Raw genomic sequence first — 23706 nt, 5'->3', positions numbered from 1 at the left:
ACCATGGATTCAGTAGCATCGGGGTCCGTGTTGCCGGTTCAAGAAGGCTCCCCAAGTTTCTTACAATCCGAAAGGTTTTATCATGTCCAACGAGAGTAATCCTCCGTTACTTGACTCATCAAATCTTGACGCCTGGACAAAAGCGGCTGCCAAATCAGCCCCCGCTGGCGACATCAATGCACTGAACTGGGTGAGCCCGGAAGGCATCGTCGTTAAGGCGCTTTACACCAAGCAGGATGTTGCCGGTCTCGAATACACCGACACCCTGCCTGGCATCGCGCCCTATGTGCGTGGGCCGCAGGCGACGATGTACGCCGTGCGTCCGTGGACCATCCGCCAGTACGCCGGTTTCTCGACGGCGGAGGCGTCCAACGCTTTTTATCGCAAGGCGCTGGCCGCTGGTGGCCAAGGTGTTTCGGTGGCTTTTGACCTGGCCACGCACCGAGGCTACGACTCGGATCATCCGCGCGTTACCGGCGATGTTGGCAAGGCCGGTGTGGCGATTGATTCAGTCGAGGACATGAAGATTCTGTTCGACGGAATCCCGCTCGAAAAAGTCTCGGTCTCAATGACCATGAACGGCGCCGTGCTGCCCATTCTCGCTGGCTACATTGTTGCCGCCGAAGAACAGGGGGTAACGCAGGACAAGCTGTCGGGGACGATCCAGAACGACATCCTCAAAGAATTCATGGTGCGCAACACCTACATCTACCCGCCGACACCGTCGATGAAAATCATCGCCGACATCATCGGTTACACCTCGCAGAACATGCCGAAGTTCAACTCGATCTCGATCTCCGGCTACCACATGCAGGAAGCGGGCGCGACAGCAGCGCTTGAACTGGCTTTCACGCTGGCCGACGGGCGTGACTATGTCAAGACGGCCATCGACTCTGGCCTTGACGTCGACTTTTTTGCCGGCCGCCTGTCCTTCTTCTTCGCCATTGGCATGAACTTTTACCTCGAAGTGGCCAAGCTGCGCGCAGCACGTCTGCTGTGGTGGAAGGTCATGCAGGAGTTCAACCCGAAAAGCCCGAAATCTTCGATGCTGCGCACTCACTGCCAGACTTCTGGCTGGTCGCTCACCGAGCAGGACCCCTACAACAACGTTGTACGCACCACCATCGAAGCCATGGCCGCCGTTTTTGGCGGCACCCAGTCCTTGCATACCAATGCCCTTGATGAAGCTATCGCGCTACCGACCGATTTCTCGTCGCGTATTGCGCGCAACACCCAGCTGATCATTCAGGAAGAAACCCACATTACCAATGTCGTCGATCCCTGGGCGGGTTCCTACATGATGGAAAAGCTGACGCAGGATCTGTTCGACGAGGCCTGGAAGATTATCAAAGAAGTTGAAGCCATGGGCGGCATGACGCACGCCGTTGAGTCAGGTTGGGCCAAGATGCGTATCGAAGCCTGCGCCGCCGACAAGCAGGCACGCATCGACTCGGGCAAGGACGTCATCGTCGGCGTCAACAAGTACAAACTGCCCAAGGAAGACGCGATCGAGATTCGCGACATCGACAACAACGCCGTTCGCGATTCGCAAATCGCCCGTCTCAAAACCATTCGCGCCAACCGCGATGCCGCCGCCGTGCAAGCCACGCTTGACGCCCTGACCGAGTGCGCCGAAAGCGGTGAAGGCAACCTGCTCGACCTGGCGATCAAAGCCATGCGGGCGCGGGCAACGGTGGGGGAAATCTCAAGCGCTCTGGAAAAGAAATTCGGCCGCTTCCGCGCCACCCAGCAGACCGTCTCCGGTGTTTATGGCGCCGTCGTTGAGGGCATTGCCAGTTGGGAGTCGCTCAAGGCCGACATCGACAAATTCAGCGAAGAACAAGGTCGCCGTCCACGCGTCATGATTGCCAAGCTCGGGCAGGATGGTCACGACCGCGGCGCCAAAGTCGTTGCTACCGCCTTTGCCGACCTCGGCTTTGACATTGATGTGGGGCCACTCTTCCAGACCCCGGAAGAAGCCGCCCGTCTGGCCATCGAGAACGACGTTCATGCCGTTGGCGTTTCCTCGCTGGCCGCCGGTCATAAAACGCTGCTGCCGGCGCTGGTTCAGGCGCTCAAGGATCAGGGCGCCGATGACATTATCGTTTTCGCTGGCGGTGTTATACCGGCACAGGACTACGATTATCTGTTCAAGGCCGGCGCCAGGGCAGTATTCGGACCGGGCACCCGCATTGAGGATTCGGCAACCACGGTTCTCGCCGAAATCCGCAAGGCCCTGGCCAAAGCCTAAGCTGCTCCTGGGCAACCACCCATGGACGTGAGTAACACGCCCAGCGCTCTGCTTGCCCCCGTTGACCAGCAATTGGTTGACGGGGTTCTGGCCAGGAGCCGGCGCGCGCTGGCGAAAACCATCACCCTCATCGAATCAACACGCAACGACCACCAAGTCCGCGCGCAACGGGTATTGACCACACTGCTTCCATACACCGGCAAGGCCATCCGCGTCGGCATTTCCGGTGCTCCCGGCGCTGGCAAGTCAACCTTCATTGAGACCCTTGGCATCTATCTGATCGAGAGTGGCAAACGGGTGGCCGTTCTGGCTGTCGATCCGTCATCTTCGGTTTCGGGCGGCTCCATCCTTGGCGACAAAACGCGTATGGAGCTACTCTGTCAGCAGGAAGGCGCTTTCATTCGCCCGAGTCCTTCGGCCGGCGCGCTTGGCGGCGTTGCCGATAAAACTCGGGAGGCAATGCTGGTTTGTGAAGCCTCGGGCTTCGATGTCATCATCGTCGAGACGGTGGGTGTCGGGCAATCCGAAACCACAGTGGCCGGCATGGTCGACGTTTTCGTCCTGCTGCAACTGCCGAACGCCGGCGACGATCTGCAGGCGATCAAGAAAGGCATCGTTGAGATTGCCGACCTGATCGTCTACAACAAGGCAGATATCGACGAGCGTGCGGCGCAATTCGCCCGTGTACAGATGCAAACGGCGCTCACCATGCTGCGCTCGAACAGCCCCAACTGGCGCCCGCCGGTACTGACCGTCAGCGCACTGGCTAAACGCGGCATTCCTGAATTCTGGGCTGAAATCGAACGCTATCGCTCGACAATGAGCGCCAGCGGCGAGTTTGAGGCCAAACGCCGGCGCCAGGCCGTAAACTGGATGTGGGGCCTGATCGACTCGGGCTTGCGCCACTATTTTCGTGAACACCCGGTGGTCCATGCCGCCCTGCCCGGCTTGCTGCACGATGTTGCTGAAGGCCGTACTACCCCGGGCGCTGCGGCCTATCGATTGCTGCACAGTTTGAACGGTTGAACGGCTTCTGACTGCCCGTATTCTGAGTAAGCAATACTCTTGAAACAACAGGGAGAAACGTCTCATGCACGACATCATTCGCCAGCTTGCAGACAAACGCGCCGCCGCGTGTCTCGGTGGTGGTCAGAAACGCGTCGACAGCCAGCATGCCAAGGGGAAACTCTCTGCCCGCGAGCGGATCGAGCTGCTGCTCGATGCCGGCTCTTTTGAAGAATGGGACATGTTCAAGGAGCATCGGTGTACCGATTTTGGCATGGCCGAACAATCGGTTCCGGGCGACGGTGTGGTTACCGGCTACGGCACCATCAATGGCCGCCTGATGTTCGTCTTCTCGCAGGACTTCACCGTTTTTGGCGGTTCGCTTTCCGAATCGCACGCCGAGAAAATCTGCAAACTGATGGATCACGCCATGAAGGTCGGCGCACCGCTTATTGGTCTTAACGACTCTGGTGGTGCGCGTATTCAGGAAGGCGTTGCTTCGCTCGGAGGGTATGCTGATGTCTTTCAGCGGAATGCCCTGGCCTCCGGCGTCATTCCACAGATTTCCCTGATCATGGGCCCTTGCGCTGGCGGTGCAGTGTATAGCCCGGCGATGACCGATTTCATCTTCATGGTCAAGGACTCCTCGTACATGTTCGTCACCGGCCCGGAAGTCGTCAAGACCGTGACCCACGAAGATGTGACGGCCGAAGAGTTAGGTGGCGCGCTAAGCCATACCAGCAAATCCGGCGTTGCCGACCTGGCCTTCGAAAACGACGTCGAAGCGCTGATGATCCTGCGCCGCTTTGTCGGCTTCCTGCCAGCCAATAACCGCGAAAAGCCGCCACGGATACCGGCTCAGGATCCAGCCGACCGCCTCGACCATTCGCTCGATACGCTGGTCCCGGATAACCCAAACAAACCCTATGACATCAAGGAGCTGATCCTCAAGACCGTCGATGACGGCGACTTCTTCGAACTGCAAGCTGATTTCGCCAAAAATATCATCATCGGCTTTGGCCGCATGGACGGTTCGCCGATCGGCATTGTGGCCAACCAGCCGCTGGTTATGGCCGGTTGCCTGGATATCAAGAGCTCGACCAAGGCAGCGCGCTTCGTCCGTTTCTGTGACGCCTTCAACATCCCGGTGGTCACCTTTGTCGATGTTCCCGGCTTCATGCCCGGCACCGCCCAGGAATATGGCGGCATCATCAAGCACGGCGCCAAACTCCTTTACGCCTATGCTGAATGCACCGTACCCAAGATCACCGTGATCACGCGCAAAGCCTACGGCGGCGCCTATGACGTGATGTCGTCCAAGCATCTGCGTGGTGACGTCAACTTCGCCTGGCCGTCGGCCGAGATTGCGGTGATGGGGCCTAAAGGCGCTGTTGAAATCATTTTCCGTGAAGAAAAAGGCGATCCAGCCAAACTGGCTCAACGCGAGGCTGAATACAAAGCAAAGTTTGCCACCCCCTTCGTCGCCGGAGCGCGCGGCTTTATTGATGACGTGATCATGCCAAATGAAACGCGCAAGCGCATCTGCCGCTCGCTGGCCATGCTGCGCGACAAGCAGTTGGAAAACCCCTGGCGCAAGCACGGCAATATTCCGTTGTAGTAAAAACCAACCGCATTCAACGCAGAGCGCGCAGAGGCGCAGAGGTCGCAGAGATGAATCAAAATCCTGTTTTCCTTCTTTCTCTGCGTCTCTGCGTACTCTGCGTTGAAAGAGGTTAAAACATGTTCAAGAAAATTCTCATAGCCAATCGTGGCGAAATCGCCTGCCGCGTCATCAAGACTGCCCGCCGCATGGGCATTGCCACCGTCGCCGTTTACTCTGAAGCCGACCAGGATTCCCTGCATGTGCTCAGTGCCGACGAAGCCGTATGCATTGGCCCGGCAGCGTCGAAAGACTCCTACCTGGCGATCGACAAAATCATCGCTGCCTGCAAGCAAACGGGCGCCGAGGCGGTGCATCCCGGTTATGGGTTTCTTTCCGAGAATCAGGAGTTCTCGCGGCGACTCGAAGAAAATGGAATCATCTTCATCGGTCCCAAGCACTATTCGGTCGCCGCCATGGGCGACAAGATCGAATCGAAAAAATTGGCCATCGCGGCCAGGGTCAACACCATTCCCGGTTACAACGATGCCATCGCCGACGCTAAGCAGGCAGTCGCGATCGCCCGGGGAATTGGCTATCCGGTGATGATCAAAGCCTCTGCCGGCGGTGGCGGCAAGGGATTGCGCGTGGCCTTCAACGACACGGAAGCTTTTGAAGGTTTTGATTCATGCCGCAACGAAGCGCGCAACAGCTTTGGAGACGATCGCGTCTTTATCGAGAAGTTCGTCGAGGGTCCGCACCACATCGAGATCCAGATCATCGCCGATGCCAACGGCAACACCGTTTATCTTCTTGAACGCGAGTGTTCGATTCAGCGCCGCCACCAGAAGGTCATCGAGGAGGCGCCGTCGCCGTTCATTGACGATGGCATCCGCAAGGCCATGGGCGAGCAGGCCGTGGCGCTGGCCAAGGCGGTCAGGTACCAGAGCGCCGGCACTGTCGAATTTGTCGTCGGCTCCGACAAATCCTTCTACTTCCTCGAAATGAACACCCGTTTGCAGGTCGAGCATCCGGTCACCGAGATGATCACCGGTCTTGACCTGGTCGAACTGATGATCCGCGTTGCCGCTGGCGAGGCGCTCCCGTTTGTGCAGGACGACATCAAGCCCAAAGGCTGGGCCATCGAGTGCCGCATCAATGCCGAGGACCCGTTCCGCGGTTTTCTGCCGTCAACCGGACGCCTGGTTAGATTCCAGCCACCGGTAGCCGTCGACAACCAGGTGCGCGTGGATACCGGCGTTTACGAAGGTGGCGAGATTTCAATGCACTACGACTCGATGATCGCCAAGCTCATCTGTTACGGCGACAATCGCCTGCAGGCGATCGAACGCATGCGTGATGCGCTTAATGTCTTTTTTATTCGCGGCGTTAGCTCGAACATCCCCTTCCAGGCCGCTCTGGTACAGCATCCGCGTTTCGTTTCAGGAATTTTCACCACCGCCTTCATCGCCGATGAATACCCGAACGGTTTCGTTGCTGCCGATGTTCCCTACGACGATCCGGGACTGCTCGCTGCCGTCGCCGCCTTCGCAAGACGCCGCTATATCGACCGTGCAATACAGATCAGCGATCAGATGCTCGGCCATCCACGCAAGGTGGGCAGGCACTGGGTGGTGGTCATCGAAGGCACGAACCATCAGGTCACCCTTGATGTGATTCCCGGTGGCTACGCGATCACCTGCGGCGAGAAGCGTTACGACATTGTTTCCGACTGGTTGTTCAGGGAACTTGTTTTCCGCGGAACGTGCAACGGCCAACCAATCTGCATGCAACTCGAGCGCGCCGGACTGGAGTATCGCATCAGTCATTTCGGCAAGCAGGTCAAGGCCGTTGTGATGTCGGCCAAGGCCGACCGTTTGTTGGCGTTGATGCCGCTCAAGACACCGCCGGATCTTTCCAAGTTTCTGCTTTCCCCGATGCCCGGACTGCTGCGTGAGGTTTTGGTGCACGTCGGACAAAAGGTCAGTGTCGGCGAAAAACTCGCCGTCATCGAAGCCATGAAGATGGAAAACATTCTCAAGGCCGAAAAAGATTGCCAGGTAAAAAGAATCGTCACCGAGCCCGGTGAAAGCCTGTCGGTGGATCAGGTTATCGTCGAGTTCGACTAAGCTGACCACACGATTACCAAAGAACCCTCCGCTTGGTGGGGTTCGTGGTTTGGTGCGCCCGGTAGGGCGGACCTGCATGCCGGGTGGTGTGGGAGGGGATCGGTCAGAAACTGGCCGCCCCCATCCCGATCTGCCGAGAAAATTTCCAGCGAATTACAGTTGTTAGTCAGAAATCAATTCCCGCCAGGAGATGCGACGTGTGGGGGATGGATCAAGTCCACCTGGCACGGGCATAGCTTTTGGAGGGGTGGTCTCGTCGGGTTTTATGTACATTTTGGGGGTGCCATCTGACGTCAGGACGATGGATGGAGCGCTGCTCAGGTAATCCCCGAGTTTGACACCCGCAAGACCGGAAGTGCCTTCGACAAATCCGCCCGTCCGGTAATCCAGGAAAAAGGAGTAGCTGATACCGATCGGAACGCAAGCACCTGATTTTGGTGTATTGGTTGTTAGCAGCAATGTGCTTGCGAACAGGCGAATATCCGTGTTCACCCGTTCTCCAGCGACCGGGAAATCGACGTACCAGCCGTCATTGGTGGAAAAATTGACCGGGTTTTTTGTCACTTCAACGGTCGCCTCACCTTCAGTACAGTAAGTATTTTCAGAACCGCAGATGGTCGAAGTCATGGTTTGGGCGACAAAGCTCCCGGGCGTTGGGCTTGTTTGTGCGGGGCTTTGAGGCCTCGGGCTTCCATAATCACTCACGCTCAAACGGTCTTTGATAGCATAGACGGATTGGATTTGGCTTGATTCCAAATCGCCGGTGCCGAGAAGTTGGCCCGTGCCGACAAAAATAACCGGAGTGTGATTGATCAGTCCGAGTTCGGGTCGTGTGGTGATCGGCTGCGTGGCGCCCGCCGCATCTTTAAGAACGGCAAGCCGCTGGGCGTCATAAACCGGCGGGTCTTCGCCGGCCGGGATGTCGCCATTAATGTCGAAGCGCCAGAGATTACCGAGCAGGTCGCCGCCATAAATTCGCTGGACTGTGTTGTTGTTATCGGGGAAATTGGCCCAGCCCGAGAGTCGCGATAATCCACTGGGAGTGGCCGTACTTCCTGCGCTTGTGGCGATTGATCGGATGAGCTCGCCGGAGTTGGCATTCACGATAAACAATCTGCCCAAGCCGTCCCCTGGAGAAACATTGTTATATCCCGAAGCGAAAATCACCACCCAGGTCCCGTTCTTGAGTTTGGTGATTATCGGATTGCCATAGGTGTATCCAAGATTGTCATCCGTAAACTCCCACAAGGCTTTTGGTGTTGCCGGGTTTGTGATGTCAAGCGCATAATAGCCGCGCCCGCCGTTATTTTGGCCGCCAACGAGTATCGTCTTCCACACCGTTCCGGTATCGCCAATGTTACAGTTACTCGCACAGATATCGCCCATTGCCGGAGAGCCGTCAACAAAGAATCTGTGCAGCTTGTCGTAATTCACGTCAGCCAGCTGATAGAGATTGGGCAAAACGATTTTTGGGATATAGGCCCAGGCTTCCTGACCGTCTGATGCGTTGAAGGCATGCAACATGCCATCGTTGGCAGCGACATAGACCATCCCCTCACGGCTAATATTGGCCGTCTTGAAGGCGTTGTACTGGTAGTCAGTGTAATTCCAGGGCGATTTTTTCACATAAACGGTTTCGGAGCCGACGATATCTCCCAATAAGCTTGTGCGCAAACGGTATAGCGGCAACTCGTTCGTCTTGTCTCCGCGCAAGAAGTTAACCATATTCTCTTCATCGGCAAGTTCTTGATTGGCAGTCGAAAGGCAGACCGCTCCGACCGTGCATAACTGCGAAAGGCTGGCGATATGGGGTTTCGTGAAATAACTTTGCTCTGCCGTTGTCAGCGTGCTCCAGAGGAAGGGCTTCAGATTGTCAGCGGCTCCCGCAGCGCTCTCGCCCTCCGCGTTATAGGTGAAAATCTTGCGGGCAGTGTGGGTGCCTAAGGCAACCTTGGCATCAAGCAGACTTGCAGCTGTCCAGGTGGGGGTCGCGGCAATGGTGGCGTTTGCTGGGTCAGCTTCGAACCTGGACAGGCTGCCGGTCCAGGTCCCGGCCGAGAACCCAACTTGGAATAAAAAACTATTATCGGCACTTAGGTTTGGGTTGCCGACCGTGACCGCCGCCAACGAGCCTCCCTTGATACCGACGTCCCGCAAAGCGCTGCTAATGCCTGCTGCCATTGCTGACGGGTCGCCGGCACTGAAATAGCTGCCGCGTCCATTAACAGCGGCATGCCAAAGGTCGTCAATGTTTGTTTGCGCATTGCTTTGCGGTTTGGGCCAGTTGCATTTGCCAGCCGTTTGCCACGGGCATGCACCCGAGGCCGCATCTGCCGTCTCACTCAAGACGCTGTAGAAGTCGCCACTTGTCGCTGTCTTGTAATCAGCCTGATACTGCATCAAACCCGAGGCACCGAGACCGAGAGTGTAGGTGCTCATGAATTGTCTTGCGACCGACTCAGGCAAGTCTGTATTCGGGCACACGTCGGAGTACGTTGTAACCGTCCCGGAAACGATCGGTCCGCCCGTACAATTACCAAGGCTTGTGTCGCGCAAGTCAGTCTTCCAGTAATACTCTGCAACGTCGGCCAGGGTGTCAGGCGTTGCGCCTAGTGCGCGAACGCTGCAGGTGGTTGCAACATAGTTGTTACCCACTGCTGCCGTGACAGGTACGCACGAAGTAACGTCAGTCGGGCCGGTTGATGCCAGGGTGCAGGTTTTCTCTATATAGCCGTTCGAACTATCCGCCGCCGCCGGGACGCACGACGGTGTCGGCGTCAGTAACGATGGGTTCGGGACTACAGACTGGCAACTGGTGGTCAGTCCTCCTCCGGTGGTGCCTGGGGTGCAGGAGATTCCCGAAGTGGTTGTAATTGTGTCGGCTACCGCGTCGGAGAGGGCCGACGCCGCCGGAGCCGGAGCCCAGTCGCTGACCAACTGCTGCCGGCAGTGCACTGTGCCGCTTTCGGTACAGCTTGCCGCGTCAATCCACGGGTTATCGACTGTCCGGCATTCGGTTGTGCCGGATGCCGTGCAAGCCCCCGTTGTAGACCACGGAGTCCAGTTCGTCTGGCATTGACTCGCGGTGAGAACTGTGTAAGGCGATTCAGCGCTTTGTGCCAATGCGGTGCAAGAACCCGTTGGCGTCCACCCGGTCCACGCTGTGTATTGGCACTGTTGGTCAGCGGCCACCGTACACGTGCCAGCAGCATTAACCCAGCCGCTTGGCCAGGTCATCTGGCATTCGGTTGCAAAGTTGGTTGTATAGCTCGTTGGCCCGGCCGACCTGGGGTTTGATGTGCACGAAGCTGTGTTGTGCCAGTCGTTCACCAGCCTGTAGCCACATTCGGTCGTGGAGTCAGCAGTGCAACTGCCTGTCGTGACGTCAGACCAGTTCGACCATGCCGTCGTACAGGTTGTTGTGGCGTCGGGAGTGCAGGGGCCGGCGACCGCAGTCGTCCAGACTGTCTGACATTGCCTTGCCGGACCAGTGTAGTCTGGGCCGGTGGAAACGGCAGCAGCAGTGCAAGAACCGACATCGCTCCATGGGCTCCAGCCTGCGTATGCACACTGTGTCCGCGTGAGGCCTGTAGTAACCTCTGAGCAGGAGCCCGTGGGGGACCAGCCACCGTAATTTACTGAGCAGTCCTTGGCGTGAATCACACTCCAAGGGTTCGTCGTCGATTTGGCGACATCCGAGCACGTCGCGTCGTCGGTGAAAGTTGACCAACTGCCATACTGGCAGCCAACCGAATTCGTGACACTGTTGCACGTCGAACTGGTATCGGCCCAAGCCGTCCAGTCAATCTGACACTGTCTTGCCAAGCCGGTCGTGTACGGTGAGGCCGTTGATCGGGGTGCAGGCTCACATGAACCGACATTGGACCAGCCGGTCCAGCCGGTGTACTGGCATTGCAGCGTGTCCGACGTTGTACAGGAGGACGCGTCATTCCAGGTCCCCGACCAGACCGTTTGGCAATCGATCGCAGTGCCCACGGAGTAAGGCGACGCTGAGGATTTTGCTACCGCCGTGCACGAACCGACATCACCCCAGGCGGTAGGCGTGGTGTATTGGCATTCTGACCGCGTCGTGTAGATTGTGGCCTCCAGGTCAGTTCCGGCATTAATCACCGTCGTGCCACCAGCGATCGTGGTGCAGCTTGAAGCGCTGTTCCAAGCTGACTGGACCAGGGTCTGGCATTGCACACGGTCCATTCCGCTGGTGACTGGCGAGCACGAGGCGACGTCGGTCCAGCCACCCCATGATGTTCCCCCATTGCTCGATGTCCGCTGTTGAACCTGGGTTAGCCGTTGTTGCAACGTGTAGGTTCTGCTTTGTCGCTGACCGGTCTTGCTTTGCAACTGCGAGGTTTGGGTCTGTATTTGGGTTTTTGTCCGCGTTTGAAGATTGGCCGTTCTTCCCCTCATCGGACCTGAGCGCGCGGACAGTGTCTTTGTTCTTTCTTGAAGCTGGGTTAACGTGCTGATCATACTAACCGACAATGTTCTCCTCTGGAGTTGCCACTCCTTACTTTGCCATTGCCCGGTTTTGCTCTGGAGATTTGACGTTTTTGTTTCAAGCTGGGTTAACGTGCGCGTTTCAAGCCCGTCGGTTTTGCTTTGCAACTGTTCGGTCTTCTTCTGCAGCCAGGTGGCCGTGGTTGGCGTCAGAAGTTTGTTTTGCTGAAGCGTGCTCCTCTGGTCTTGCGGTCCACCGGCATCGAGTTGCGGACGGACTTCCAGGGTCGGTCCGTCCTGGTCACCCACTGCGGTCGTTCCATCGATCCTGAAGCCGGCACCTTCATTCCAGTAGCCGTCCGTTGACAGAATGGTGACGTTCTGTTGGCAAAAATACTGGACGGGGTCAACGACTGCGACGCCATTGAACGTGGAGAGTTTCCCGGAATACAGGCGCCCGGCATTGGATAGGGCAATACGAAGCGGCGTGTTGAGTTTTGGAACGGCGGAAAATACTTTGTCATACCATGCCTTTTTTTGCGCGTCAGAAAAGTCGGTGATGTTCTGGAAATCGGTCGTCGTATTGTTGTTGATGCTCGAATAGCCGATTCGATATTTTTCGCTCGTCGGCTCGAACGCACGGCTGGTCGCCGTTTTCATCGACTGCATGCGTGTCCGGTAGTAGGCCCACCAGTTGGCGAAGTTGGTCATTTCTTCAGCATAGGCGCACTCGGTGGCAGCGCAATCGGCCCGCTTTGCGCCTTTAGGGTAGGTCGCAGTTGTGGACGTAATAACGGTCAACAGGTTTTCGCCGGGCGCAAGATTTGTTGCCGGGCGGGAAAATACGGTTGCCGAAATCGTCATTGGGCCCGATTTGGTAATGCTCGGCGTCGCAGCGCTAAGACCGGGAGCGCTGATGATAACAGTGGCGCCTGAGGCAAGCGCACTGTAGCCGGCAATTGTGCAAGAGCCGGTCGTACCGAACGTACAGGCATTGATGCTGCTCGCAATGGCCAGAGCCATCGCTGTTGGCGAGGTGGTTTCCGCAATAGCCGTTGACAGGATAGTCATGGCATCGACGGTAATGCTGCTGATCGATGTGGGATCTGACCCGGAGATAGAAAGCGTGCTGCTGCGTGGCGCAGGCATGCGCGGAAATTCAAACGGTATATTGGTTCCACTGGCGGCAATCTGGGTTGCCTGGCATGCGTTATCCGGGGGTGTTGCCGCGACGGCATCCGCCGCTGTTTTGCACCAGCGCAGGAGGGCGGGTTTAGGGTAGGTATCATTGGGCGCAGTGAGCGCAATGCAAACCTTCAGCGTACTGTCTTTGCAGTATTCTCCTGGGACCGTCGTGAAGTAATAGGCGTTGCCGATCAGATTGCTGCTGGTCGTACTTTGTACCCCGTAGCCATCATTTTTGACTGACGTCCAGGCGCTGGTAATTGCTGACGACTGGCCTGGATAGGCGGTGGTATTGAGGCTGCCGTCAGCGTTGAAATACTTGGGTGGGACGTATTGAATTTCCGGGTTGTAGGCCACGCCGTTAAAGCTCGGGTTCTTACTTTGCGAGACGAGCGTCGTCAATCCGGCCCAATCGGGAAGGTAATCCCGGTCCATACTGCCCGAATCGTCCAGTACAAACAGGATGTTCGGTTTGATCTCGGTCGATGTGGCTCCCGAAAGCGGCGAGTCGGCAAGTTGGGTGGTTGCGGCATGAGCCGAGAGCGCGAAGAAAAGTAGGGTGCTCAGCAGCGTTGTGATGGCAGTCAGCTTGGTTTTCATGGCAACTCCTTGTTAAATCCGGGTACCGCGTTAAAGGGCGAGAATGGCCTGTGTATAGGCAACAGTGTTTCTTGGCCCGACGATACGGGCGGTGACTCTGTAATAGACTTGCGGGGGAGGGGTTGGCCCAGGCACGCCAATTGTGAAGGGACCATTAATCGCCGGTGGTTTGGAACAACTCGCCAAGAGCGGATCTCCAGTTGCATCGCATAGGCGGTGGATCACGTAAGAAACTGTATTTCCTGCCACGTCGGTAGCGCCGGTTAAGGTTTGGCCCGCCAATGAGGCCCAGTAAACGTCCAGCGATACGCCAGTGGCCGGGTCTGCGCGTACGGCACGATAGCCATTTGCCGCGTTGTGATCGTATAGGACGATCTTGCCCGCAGCGGTTTGGTTGTTCGGCTGTAGCCAGTTGGTCACAGCCAGTTCTGTGCTCCGCTCTCCGGCATGGACGGCAGACTCATGAAACGACATATTCCCGGCGATAAGATTCGTGGTATCAACCGAGCGAATCAGCGCCAGACCCGCCAAAGTCAATGCGATCAGGACAATTAGCGCAACAAGCAACACAACGCCACGCTGTCTTGACCGGGCAAGTGGCGCAGAAGAACAGGATCGATGAGCAGTTTTCACGGGCATAATGCCGTCCCCATCCATGACAGGTTGCGAAGTGGAATCACGGTTTCAAAAACACGGTAACGATAGTTCTGCCAGTCTGCTCTTGCACTCAAGTCAATGGCATTGAGCGCACTGCCTTCCCAGACTGGAGGCAGCGCGGTAAGAATGCCGCTGTCTGGCTGGCTATTACGGGCGACCAGGGCGATCCGCAGGGCCGAGGCCCTGGACCATAGGCAGGCAAAGAGTAACTGATTGGCAGGTGAGGGTTGCACTGGGGTGGTCTGGTCCCAGGTGTCAATCCCGTCCATTGGCGTTGACGTGTCGCGACCATATTGTGCGCGAAGGCTAACAATATTGTTGGCAACGGGAGTCCAGTTTGCGTTGCAGTTTGCGTTTCCGGCAACACACGCGGCGGCGCAATTGGCCTGCATGTAGTCACACACGGTCAGGTTGCCGCCACGTATGGCGTACGCCACAATTCGGGGCGATGTGCCAAAATTAAACAGCGATCCACCCTCGCCAGCATTACTTGGGGCGACGGTAACATTCGGGCTGGTGACGTCTGTAACGGTGCCCAAAGTCAAGGCGCAACCATTTGCAGGCTCTACAGGTGCGGCCAAGGCACGATGACCAACGCTGAAGTTCGTTGGCGACAGGACGCTAAAGACTTGATCACTGCCCACAGTTCCGGTAGCCGTGATCAGGTCGCCTTCAGGCGATCCGCCGCTTCTGCCATAAGCAACAAGTAAGGTATCGGTATTGGCATCACCAGCTGGAACATCAGCGACCGGCGGGTTAATAATAACCGGCGCCAGAAAGGTCAGCGTGCGTGCAACCGGCGGAGCGGGTATGGTGATTGGGCATCCAAATACGTTGATGGAATTGAATCCGTATCCGCCGAGGCGGACATCTCGTTGGAGCGTGTACAGCGCCAATGCGCCGTTGTTCTGGAGGTCGCCTTCGCCGGTTGTTACCCGTTTTTGCCCTTCCGCCGCCGAGAAAACCTGGAGCATGATAATCATCCCGAGCATGCCGATGACCATGGCAACCATGACTTCAACGAGTGTGAAGCCTTTGACGGGGAGCGAAAAAGTTAAGGGGTGTCTCATGGCGCGTTTCTGACAATTTGCGTTGTGACGATATGGCGGTGTCCGGCTTGATCTGCGGGCATCTCCGGAGTTCGCCAGAACAAGGTGATGACGGCCTGCCCGGCCGTCGCCCCGGCGGCAGCGTCGACGGTCACTAGTGGGAGGGTCGAAACAACTCCGGCAGATTCGGCAACAACGCCCGGCAATCCCTCTTTATCGGATACGTCGGCAAGCCAGGCAATGTAAGCGGCTCCACCCGGTTCGAAATTGGCCTTGAGTGCCGCGAGATCACCCCCGCTGACCCACATTTGGCCAATAAGCTTGTTCGCCAGAAGCGTTGCATTGGTACGGTATTTGGCGTCGCCAGTGAGCTTGATCGACGTCGCCTGCAAGGCGAGGACGGTAAGAATGCCGAGCGAGAATATCAGTATGGCAATCAAGGCTTCGAGCAGCATGATTCCGGATTGCGACTTCTCGATTGTCGGGTGATTTTTCATTAACAGCCCTGGGTAGTGGTGTTTGGTAGCGCTGGGTCGCACATGCGGATTTGCCCTCCGGAAGTGACGTCGACGCGCAAGCAGCGTGCTGTTCCGCCCGCATCGATGCATAGCACTGCAAGTGAGGTTTTAATGTCGATAGCAGAGGCGGTTGAGGTCAGACGACCCATTCCATCAAAAACAAAGGAGGATTGTCCGGAGAGCAGCGTGGTACTGCCACCCGACCCCTCGGCGCTACTGCCAAGCTGAATGATTCGAGGGTCTGTGGTCTCCGACGCGACCGTTCCACATTTGCCTGTGGCGACATCCAGACTGACAATCCAATTGGGTCCTGCGGTGTCTAATGCGCAGGTGTCATCGCTTGTGGTGGTCAGTTGGAAACGCACTACGGAATTACGTCTTACGGCCTCTGCTCTGGCCAGTTGCAGCCCGCTCAGCACGGACTCAGCTTTCGTTCGAATCTTGGCGTTGAGGATCCAGCCGGAAAAGTTCGGTGCCGCGATAGATAACAAAATGAAAAATATCGCCATGGCGATGATTAACTCGATCAGGCCGAAGCCACTCTTGGTTTTCAACACGCACCACCTTTGCTGGTCACCCAGCAATTGTCAGGCGTATGAGGTACCCAGCCAGCGGGCGCCCCCGAGAACGCGCTAGTTTTTACGTTGGACTGGTTGACCGTGTATGTAAATCCAGTCATCGGCCCCTTGCCCGTGGCAATTACCCTATACGTAGTGGCGGTAAGGCTGTCGCAGGCGAAGTCAAAGTAAGCGTTTGTGGTGTCATTGACACAGGCGGGTGCAACGATAGGAGGAACGGCTACGGTGTCACTAAACGTATGGTTGTCCTGGAAGAATTGCTCCATCTGGGTACGTTTTGTGGCCAGGCCCGAAGTTGCGTTCGGAACCCGCGATCGGGTCACGTAGTCGCTGTAATTGGGAATGGCGATCCCGGCAAGAATGCCGATGATCGCCACAACCACCATCAACTCGATTAGTGTGAATCCTCGTTGTTTATGGGGCAGAGTCATTTTGTTTCGCCTGATGTTTTCGTTAACTGCACTCAAGCCCGTGCCGGGTCTTGCAAGCTGATCATAGCCGAAGGTCTGCTGCACGCAAACGGGAAACGACGTGTGGTTACTAATTGTAGATAAGCGGTACCGTGCCTTCTCCGGCTGGCAGTAGAATTCTTTGCATGGGTTCGTTACTTGTTAATTAATTGCCATTGAATGGACTATCGGTGCTCGCTGTTCCGCTTAGCAAGATGCCGACAAATTTGTTGTGGGCATTATGCCTCTCCATCCTTCTTCACCTTTTCATTTGTGTGATCAAGTTCGCGCCTGATCGTCCGGCGAGTGCTTGGAATCAGCGCGGTGTTTCTGTGGTACTGGCAACGACTTTGCTGGGCGTTGCAAAAAATGCTGAATCGGGCAACGTTATCGAGCCGACTGTGGTTCCGGTGGCGAACGGGGAAACAGTTCAAACGCCTGTTGAGCTAGCTGAGGCGAAGATGCCTTCCGGATCCGACAACAGATTTTCCGAAGGAGAGTGGCCATTAGTACCACAGCCAGACCGGACTAAATCAACCGCACTTCCAGAGCCGCTTTCTTCAGGTGTTGTGCCCGAAGTGTCGGTATATTTTCACCGTTCTGAATTGACCCTCCCGCCTTTACTACAGGGCGAACCGTCGTTTGATATTCTTGAAGACTCGGGGTCGAATAAGCCAAGCAGCAGAAAACTGTCGCTGCGCTTATACATTAATGCACGTGGAGCGGTTGACTTTGTCGAGATTCTAGATAGCACTTCGCCGTCGGCTTTTGAAGATGCTGCAGTCGCTACTTTTTTAGCCACCAGTTTCAGACCTGGAGAAATTGACGGCACTGCGGTGGGGAGCCAGGTGGTCTTCGAGATTGACTTCGACGCTCAGTCAAATGGAGCGAGCCACTCGAGCGATTCGGCGCATCTTAGCCCCGGTTTTGGGCGGCCTGAGCAGCCTGCAATTCCCTCGGCAGCGCAAACGTCACGTTTTCTTCAACGCCCGTCAGTTGAATGATGGTTTGTTTGCCGGCATCGGCCAGGCGGGCGATGACGTTCTGAACCAGCACTTCCGGTGCCGAGGCGCCGGCGGTGACGCCGATGCGTGTCACGCCGTGCAGACAGGCCAGGTCGATCTGTTCGGCCTGATCGATGAGGTAGGCTTTGGCGCCGAGGAGTTCGGCGACTTCGCGCAGGCGGTTGGAATTGGAACTTGTCTGGCTGCCGACGACAAATACGATGTCGGTTTGGGCGGCCAGTTGCTTGACGGCATCCTGACGGTTCTGGGTGGCATAGCAGATGTCGTCGCGCCGGGGGCCGGTAATGCCGGGGAAACGTTCCCTTAGCGCGGAGACCACTTTTTCAGCGTCATCGACCGAGAGCGTGGTTTGCGTGACGTAGGCGAGTTGGTCGCGGTTGTTAACCTCAAGCTGCCGCACATCGGCGACGGTTTCAACGAGGTACATGCCTTGCGGGCTCTGGCCCATCGTTCCTTCCACCTCGGGGTGTCCCTTGTGCCCGATCATGATGATTTCGCGGCCTTCCTTGCGCAGCTTGGCGACTTCGACATGGACCTTGGTCACCAGTGGGCAGGTGGCGTCGAAGATTTTCAGGCCACGCGTCGCGGCTTCTTCACGGACCGCCTGCGAAACGCCATGAGCGCTGAAAATGACCGTGCAGCCGGTCGGCACATCGGCCAGGTTGTCGATGAAGACGGCGCCTTTGGCGCGCAGATCGTCGCACACGTACTGGTTGTGCACGACTTCATGGCGGACATAGATCGGTGCACCGAATTTTTCAATGGCCCGTTCAACGATGGCGATGGCGCGTTCGACACCGGCACAGAAGCCACGCGGGTTGGCGAGAATGATTTGCATGGTTACATGATTCCGATGATTTCGACTTCGAAGCGGATCGGCTTGCCGGCGAGCGGGTGGTTGAAGTCGAAGAGGGCGGTAGTGTCATTCAGTTCGCGCAAGAATCCGGCAAAACTGGCGCCGCCATCGGGCGCGCCAAACTCAATTAACGAGTTTTCCTTGAGTTCGATGTCCGGGGGTAGAGCGCTGCGTGCGATGCGTTCAACGAGTTTTGGATTGTATTCGCCAAAGGCCTCATCGCAGGAGAGTTCGATGACCTGGTGCTGGTGCGCAGAGAGTCCGATAAGGCACTTCTCGAGCGGCGCGGCAAGCTGGCCGCTGCCCATCAGCAAGGTCGCCGGGGAGAGGTCAAAGGTACTGACAAACTCGTTTCCTGCACTGTCCGAGAGGCGGTAATGAAGGGTCAGATAGCTGTCGCAACATACTCTCTGGACCATCAACTCACATGAATCAGTCGCTTTGCTCATGATTATTTTGCCAAATCAGGATCGCCGGGTTTGACCGTTTTATCGGCGGGGGGGTTTCGTCGCGAATTGATCCCAGGCTAGCAGAATGGCGCCGACGGTAATCGCCGAATCGGCAACGTTGAACGCTGGCCAGTAATAACCAGCAGCGTGCCACTGGATGAAATCGACGACCGCACCGAAGCGCAGACGGTCGACGACGTTACCAAGCGCGCCGCCGAGGATCAGGGTGAGCGCCAACGAGAGGCGGAATTCACTGCTGTGTCGGCGCAGCAGGGTGACGATCCAGGCCGAGACGCCAAGCGCCAGAGCGGTGAAAAACCAGCGTTGCCAGCCACCGGCATCAGACAGGACACTGAATGCGGCGCCGCGGTTGAAGGTCAGCACCCAGTTGAAAAACGGCGCGACGTAGCGCGAATCACCCGGTTGTAGCGCGCCGAGCACGATCCACTTGCTGATCTGGTCGGCCATAATCAGCGTCGCGGCCAGCCATAACCAGGACTTGATGTTACGCGCAGGCACGAGCTTCACCTTCGCCGTACAGGTTGCTCAGGCAACGGCCGCAGATCTCCGGATGCCCGGGATCGCTGCCGACGTCGTCGCGAACATGCCAGCAGCGTTCGCATTTTGCATCGGCGAGCGCTGTGCACTCGAGCTTGTCTTCGCCGCTGCGAACGAGCCGGGTCTTTGAGCAAATGAGGACAAAGCGTAGGTCATCGCCGAGCGAGGCCAGGATGTCGTATTTTTCGCCATCGGCATGAATCACGACAGCCGCCTGCAAGGACGAGCCGATGCTGCCGGCAATCCGCAGTGCCTCAAGGGCGCGCGTCACTTCGGCGCGGTAGAGACGGATCTTGCCCCACTTGTCGAGCAGCATGACTTCGTCGGCGGGAGCGGGCAGCGGTTGCCAGGTTTGCAGCATGATTGACTGACCGTTGCCGTTGATGATTTGCCAGACTTCTTCGGCGGTAAAGGCGAGGATCGGTGCCATCAGTTTCACGAAGGTCCGGGTGATGTGCCACAACGCGCTTTGCGCCGAACGGCGCGCTGTCGAGTTGGCTGCGGCGGTGTATAGGCGGTCCTTGAGAATGTCGAGGTAGAAACCGCCAAGGTCTTCCGAGCAGAAGGTTTGCAGTGCTTGCACGACACGATGGAACTCGTAGTTGTCATAGTCGGCCTCACACTGCGCCTGCATCTGGCGCGTCATGGCCAGTGCATAGCGGTCGATTTCGAGCCACTGCCCGGGGGCCAGGAGATCCCTGCTCGGGTCGAAATCGACGGTGTTGGCGAGCAGAAACCGCAGGGTGTTGCGCATGCGCCGGTAAGACTCGACGACGCGCTTGAGAATTTCGTCGGAAATTGTCAACTCGCCCGAGTAGTCGGTGGCCGCCGTCCACAGACGCAGGATGTCGGCGCCCAGGGTATCGGAGACCTTCTGCGGGGCGATGACGTTGCCCTTCGATTTGGACATCTTCAGGCCTTTGCCGTCGACCACGAAACCGTGTGTCAGCAGCGCCTTGTATGGGGCGCGACCGTCGATCGCGCAGCCGGTGAGGAGCGAACTCTGGAACCAGCCACGATGCTGGTCGGAGCCTTCGAGGTAGAGATCGGCGGGATAGGCGAGTTGGGCCTGATGCGATGCGCGCAGTACGCTCGAATGGGTCACTCCGGAGTCGAACCAGACATCGAGGGTGTCGTTCATCTTGCGGTAGTTCGCCGCCTCATCGCCCAACAGTTCCTTGGCGTCGAGCGAGAACCAGGCTTCGATGCCGGCCTGCTCGACGCGCAAGGCCACGTCCTCAATCAATTGCGGGGTGCGCGGGTGCAGCGCACCAGTTTCTTTATGCAGGAAGAAAGGAATCGGCACGCCCCAGTTGCGCTGGCGCGAAACGCACCAGTCGGGGCGGGTTTTCATCATCGCTTCGAGCCGGGCGCGGCCCCAGGCCGGGAAGAACTGCGTCTCATCAACCGCGCGTTCGGCGATCCAGCGCAGTGTCGCGGCGTTTTCGTTGTCTTTGTGATCCATGCCGATAAACCACTGGGTTGTGGCGCGGAAAATGATCGGTGTCTTGTGCCGCCAGCAGTGCGGGTAGCTGTGCGTGATGCGCTCCGACTTGAGCAGGCGTCCCTGGGCTTCGAGCTCCTGTACGACCAGCGGGTTGGCTTCCCAGACGGTTTTGCCGGCCAGCGTTGAGACCGAGAGTGGTGGCGTGTTGGCGAGAAACCTGCCGTCGTCGCCGACCGGGTTGTTGACCGGCAGGCCGTAGACCTTGCCAATCTGGTAGTCGTCGGCGCCGTGCGCCGGCGCCGTATGCACCAGGCCGGTACCGGCTTCGGTGGTTACATGCGTGCCGCAAATGATGGCCACGTCGCGTTCCTGGAAGGGGTGCTTGAGCAACACGTGGTCAAGCGCCTTGCCCTTGACCGAGCCGATCACCGTGCTCTGGCCAGCGTCAAATCCGTAACGTTGAAGGCAGGCTGCGGCCAGTTCGCGCACCAGGATCAGCGCGCCCTTCGGCGTGTCGATCAGGTCGTAATCGAATTCCGGGTGAATGCTCACCGCTTCGTTGGCCGGCAAGGTCCACGGGGTGGTTGTCCAGATCACGGCAAAGGCCGGGCCGCGCAGGTGCGTCAGGGCGAAAGCCCTGGCCAGTTTTTCAGCGTGGTTGGGATGGACCTCGAAAGCGACATCAATGGCCGGCGAATTCTTGTCCTCGTGTTCGACTTCGGCCTCAGCCAGTGCCGAACCGCAATCCAGGCACCAGTTCACCGGTTTGAGCCCCTGATAGAGATAGCCCTTCTCCAGGATTTTGCCGAGCGAGCGGATCTCGTCGGCCTCGCTCTTGAAGGCCATCGTCAGGTAGGGGTTGTCCCACTCGCCAAGAATGCCGAGACGGATGAAGTCTTTCTTCTGGCGTTCGACCTGCTCGCCAGCAAAGGCACGGCACAGCGCGCGCACCTTGTCGCCAGCGATATGCTTGCCGTGCAGTTTCTCGATCTGGTGCTCGATCGGCAGGCCGTGGCAATCCCAGCCCGGCACGTAAGGCGCATCGAAACCGGCCAGCGTCTTCGAGCGAACGATGATGTCCTTGAGAATCTTGTTGACCGCGTGGCCGATGTGGATGTCACCGTTGGCGTAGGGCGGGCCATCATGCAGAACGAAGTGAGGCCGACCTTTGGCGACCTCACGGATCTGCTCGTAAAGCTTTTTGTCCTGCCAGGCAGCAACCCACTGCGGCTCGCGCCTGGCAAGATCACCCCGCATCGGGAAAGGCGTGTCGGTAAGATTAAGTGTGTTTTTGTAGTCAGCCATTTTTCACCGCAAAGGCGCAAAGACGCAAAGGACGCAAAGTTTACAAACCATTGACTATCCGTTTGATGCCGTCCCGCATAACAACAACATTGAAATTAAGTAAGAGGCCGAGTTTGAGGTCGGTCATTTTCAGGTAGGTCAGAAGCTGTGCTGAATGGACCGGCATCAAGAGAGCGACCGATTTTGCCTCAACGATGATGCTGTCTTCCACCAGCAAATCAAGGCGCAAAGGTTTTGAAAGCACCTTGCCCTTGTATTGAATAGGTATGACCACTTCTTTTTTTACTGTTACTCCCAGTTCGGATAACTCAGCCGCAAGGCACTCGGCATAAATAGACTCAAGTAGTCCTGGGCCAAGCAATCGATGCACCTCAATGCAGGCACCGATCACCTTATGACTGAGTTCGTCAAGAAATTTTCTAGTCGGCACTTTCTTTGCGACCTTCGCGCCTTTGCGTCTTTGCGGTAAAAAACGATTTTGCATTGCTTACGTCGAGCGCAATCTGTGCCTTCAGCGCGTCAAAGTTGGGGAATTTCATTTCGTTTCTCAGCTTGTGCAGGAAACGAACGTTCAGATGAGTGCCGTAGAGGTCGCCGGCGAAGTCGAAGAGATGTACTTCGAGCAGCGGTTGCAGAGTCTCGTCGATGCTCGGGCGGAAGCCTAGATTGGCTACCCCTTTGAGCGGTGGGGCATCAGGCCCCTTGATCCCCTTGACCTCGACGGCAAAGACTCCCAGGAGCGGCGGCTTGTTGTGCTTGATGCGGATATTGGCGGTGGCGAAACCGAGCTGTCGGCCAATCTTGTCGCCATGGACCACGCGGCCGTCTATCGCGTAGGGGCGGCCGAGCAGACGTGCGGCATGCTCCATGTTCCCCTCGGCGAGCGCGGCACGGACCGCTGAACTTGACGCGCGTTCGCCATCAAGGGTCACGCAATCCATCGCTTCAACCTGAAAGCCGTGACGTTCTCCGGCCTCGCGCAGCAGTGCAAAATTGCCCCGGCGGCCGGCGCCGAAGCGAAAATCATCGCCGATGATCAGATGCTTGACGCATAGTGTGTCGATCAGGATATGCTCGACGAATTTTTCTGCCGAAAGCGCGGCAAGGCGGGCGTTGAAGTGGCTCACCCAGGTCAGCGCAACGCCTTCGTCGGCAATCAGTTCAAGCTTCTCGCGCAGGGTGGACAGGCGGGCCGGCGCCGATTCTGGGGCAAAAAATTCACGTGGATGTGGTTCAAAGGTGAGCACCGCTGGCAGCAGATGGTCTCTTGCTGCTATGGCTTTCAAGCGGGCGAGCAACGAACGGTGGCCAAGATGGACGCCATCGAAATTGCCGATGGTCAGCACAGTGGGGCCAGAGGCTGCTTGCAAAAAACCGCGATAAACGAGCATCAGGATGAGTTGCCGGGGAGGACACGGAAAAGGGCTGAATTATAACGGTTTTTCAGAGGAGGCTCGATCACCAGGGCAATTGCATCAAAATGCGAATGCCATTGTCGTCGACCCACAGAAATAATCGTTTACGCTCAATGAGTTACAGAGGGGCTGTTCACAGCGTTTGGAATTGTGTAGTTTTCTGTCTTTTTGG

The 23706-nt window shown here is 57.3% G+C and carries 17 protein-coding genes; 5 read left to right on the top strand and 12 right to left on the bottom strand.

What is annotated here, in order from left to right:
• Window positions 1–82 precede the first annotated feature (82 nt).
• The 4 genes from scpA (at window position 83) to Q1J43_RS09275 (ending at window position 6985) form a co-directional block, all read left to right on the top strand.
• Window positions 83–2251 carry a methylmalonyl-CoA mutase gene (gene scpA / locus Q1J43_RS09290; RefSeq protein WP_301102209.1) on the top strand — a complete coding sequence of 723 codons (2169 nt, stop codon included), beginning with the start codon at window positions 83–85 and terminating at the stop codon, window positions 2249–2251.
• 21 nt (window positions 2252–2272) lie between these two features.
• Entirely contained in the window at window positions 2273–3277 is a 1005-nt protein-coding gene (meaB, locus tag Q1J43_RS09285; RefSeq protein ID WP_301102208.1) for a methylmalonyl Co-A mutase-associated GTPase MeaB, read from the top strand.
• A 64-nt stretch (window positions 3278–3341) separates the two neighbouring features.
• Complete coding sequence (locus Q1J43_RS09280; RefSeq protein WP_301102207.1) at window positions 3342–4874, top strand: acyl-CoA carboxylase subunit beta; 1533 nt, start codon at window positions 3342–3344, stop codon at window positions 4872–4874.
• Window positions 4875–4996: 122 nt separating this feature from the next.
• Window positions 4997–6985 carry an acetyl/propionyl/methylcrotonyl-CoA carboxylase subunit alpha gene (locus tag Q1J43_RS09275; protein WP_301102206.1) on the top strand — a complete coding sequence of 663 codons (1989 nt, stop codon included), beginning with the start codon at window positions 4997–4999 and terminating at the stop codon, window positions 6983–6985.
• Between the two features lie 162 nt (window positions 6986–7147).
• Here the strand turns inward: Q1J43_RS09275 and Q1J43_RS09270 are convergent, their stop codons facing one another.
• The 6 genes from Q1J43_RS09270 to Q1J43_RS09245 form a co-directional block, all read right to left on the bottom strand.
• Window positions 7148–13228, bottom strand: coding sequence for a PilC/PilY family type IV pilus protein (locus Q1J43_RS09270; RefSeq protein ID WP_301102205.1), 6081 nt, complete (start codon window positions 13226–13228; stop codon window positions 7148–7150).
• Window positions 13229–13258: 30 nt separating this feature from the next.
• Window positions 13259–13795, bottom strand: coding sequence for a hypothetical protein (locus Q1J43_RS09265; protein ID WP_301102204.1), 537 nt, complete (start codon window positions 13793–13795; stop codon window positions 13259–13261).
• Window positions 13796–13857: 62 nt separating this feature from the next.
• A complete protein-coding gene (locus tag Q1J43_RS09260; RefSeq protein WP_301102203.1) occupies window positions 13858–14955 on the bottom strand; it encodes a PilW family protein in 1098 nt (365 codons plus the stop codon).
• A complete protein-coding gene (locus Q1J43_RS09255; protein ID WP_301102202.1) occupies window positions 14952–15431 on the bottom strand; it encodes a hypothetical protein in 480 nt (159 codons plus the stop codon). The genes Q1J43_RS09260 and Q1J43_RS09255 overlap by 4 nt, the downstream gene beginning before the upstream one ends.
• Window positions 15431–16009 (bottom strand): GspH/FimT family pseudopilin, encoded by a 579-nt coding sequence (locus Q1J43_RS09250; RefSeq protein ID WP_301102201.1) that lies wholly within the window; start codon window positions 16007–16009, stop codon window positions 15431–15433. Before Q1J43_RS09250 ends, Q1J43_RS09255 begins: the two co-directional genes overlap by 1 nt.
• Complete coding sequence (locus Q1J43_RS09245) at window positions 16003–16461, bottom strand: prepilin-type N-terminal cleavage/methylation domain-containing protein (RefSeq protein WP_301102200.1); 459 nt, start codon at window positions 16459–16461, stop codon at window positions 16003–16005. The genes Q1J43_RS09250 and Q1J43_RS09245 overlap by 7 nt, the downstream gene beginning before the upstream one ends.
• Before the next feature lie 209 nt (window positions 16462–16670).
• Here Q1J43_RS09245 and Q1J43_RS09240 point away from each other — a divergent pair, with 209 nt between their 5' ends.
• Window positions 16671–17483 (top strand): energy transducer TonB, encoded by an 813-nt coding sequence (locus tag Q1J43_RS09240; protein ID WP_301102199.1) that lies wholly within the window; start codon window positions 16671–16673, stop codon window positions 17481–17483.
• Here the strand turns inward: Q1J43_RS09240 and ispH are convergent.
• Genes ispH through Q1J43_RS09210 form a run of 6 tightly spaced genes read right to left on the bottom strand, consistent with a single transcriptional unit; the run spans window position 17395 to window position 23510 of the window.
• Complete coding sequence (ispH, locus tag Q1J43_RS09235) at window positions 17395–18342, bottom strand: 4-hydroxy-3-methylbut-2-enyl diphosphate reductase (protein ID WP_301102198.1); 948 nt, start codon at window positions 18340–18342, stop codon at window positions 17395–17397. The genes Q1J43_RS09240 and ispH overlap by 89 nt on opposite strands.
• A gap of 2 nt (window positions 18343–18344) precedes the next feature.
• Complete coding sequence (locus Q1J43_RS09230) at window positions 18345–18809, bottom strand: peptidylprolyl isomerase (RefSeq protein WP_301102197.1); 465 nt, start codon at window positions 18807–18809, stop codon at window positions 18345–18347.
• 39 nt (window positions 18810–18848) lie between these two features.
• The gene (gene lspA / locus Q1J43_RS09225; RefSeq protein ID WP_301102196.1) at window positions 18849–19328 is read right to left on the bottom strand and encodes a signal peptidase II; all 480 of its coding nucleotides are present in this window, start codon (window positions 19326–19328) and stop codon (window positions 18849–18851) included.
• Window positions 19315–22119 (bottom strand): isoleucine--tRNA ligase, encoded by a 2805-nt coding sequence (gene ileS / locus Q1J43_RS09220; RefSeq protein ID WP_301102195.1) that lies wholly within the window; start codon window positions 22117–22119, stop codon window positions 19315–19317. Before ileS ends, lspA begins: the two co-directional genes overlap by 14 nt.
• Window positions 22120–22159: 40 nt before the next feature.
• Window positions 22160–22549: a GxxExxY protein gene (locus Q1J43_RS09215; RefSeq protein WP_301102194.1), complete on the bottom strand. Its 390-nt coding sequence runs from the start codon at window positions 22547–22549 to the stop codon at window positions 22160–22162.
• Window positions 22539–23510 (bottom strand): bifunctional riboflavin kinase/FAD synthetase, encoded by a 972-nt coding sequence (locus tag Q1J43_RS09210; protein WP_301102193.1) that lies wholly within the window; start codon window positions 23508–23510, stop codon window positions 22539–22541. The genes Q1J43_RS09215 and Q1J43_RS09210 overlap by 11 nt, the downstream gene beginning before the upstream one ends.
• Between the last annotated feature and the right edge of the window lie 196 nt (window positions 23511–23706).

Origin of the sequence: Propionivibrio sp., assembly GCF_029255185.1 — a bacterium.
Lineage (GTDB): Bacteria > Pseudomonadota > Gammaproteobacteria > Burkholderiales > Rhodocyclaceae > Propionivibrio.
The sequence above is the reverse complement of the archived record's forward strand: the minus strand, read 5'-3'. Positions and strand labels throughout refer to the sequence as shown.

Coding starts and splice junctions, on each gene's coding strand:
- scpA (WP_301102209.1), top strand. CDS start 83: ATGTCCAACGAGAGTAATCCTCCGTTACTTGACTCATCAAATCTTGAC.
- meaB (WP_301102208.1), top strand. CDS start 2,273: ATGGACGTGAGTAACACGCCCAGCGCTCTGCTTGCCCCCGTTGACCAG.
- Q1J43_RS09280 (WP_301102207.1), top strand. CDS start 3,342: ATGCACGACATCATTCGCCAGCTTGCAGACAAACGCGCCGCCGCGTGT.
- Q1J43_RS09275 (WP_301102206.1), top strand. CDS start 4,997: ATGTTCAAGAAAATTCTCATAGCCAATCGTGGCGAAATCGCCTGCCGC.
- Q1J43_RS09270 (WP_301102205.1), bottom strand. CDS start 13,228: ATGAAAACCAAGCTGACTGCCATCACAACGCTGCTGAGCACCCTACTT.
- Q1J43_RS09260 (WP_301102203.1), bottom strand. CDS start 14,955: ATGAGACACCCCTTAACTTTTTCGCTCCCCGTCAAAGGCTTCACACTC.
- Q1J43_RS09255 (WP_301102202.1), bottom strand. CDS start 15,431: ATGAAAAATCACCCGACAATCGAGAAGTCGCAATCCGGAATCATGCTG.
- Q1J43_RS09245 (WP_301102200.1), bottom strand. CDS start 16,461: ATGACTCTGCCCCATAAACAACGAGGATTCACACTAATCGAGTTGATG.
- ispH (WP_301102198.1), bottom strand. CDS start 18,342: ATGCAAATCATTCTCGCCAACCCGCGTGGCTTCTGTGCCGGTGTCGAA.
- Q1J43_RS09230 (WP_301102197.1), bottom strand. CDS start 18,809: ATGAGCAAAGCGACTGATTCATGTGAGTTGATGGTCCAGAGAGTATGT.
- ileS (WP_301102195.1), bottom strand. CDS start 22,119: ATGGCTGACTACAAAAACACACTTAATCTTACCGACACGCCTTTCCCG.
- Q1J43_RS09210 (WP_301102193.1), bottom strand. CDS start 23,510: ATGCTCGTTTATCGCGGTTTTTTGCAAGCAGCCTCTGGCCCCACTGTG.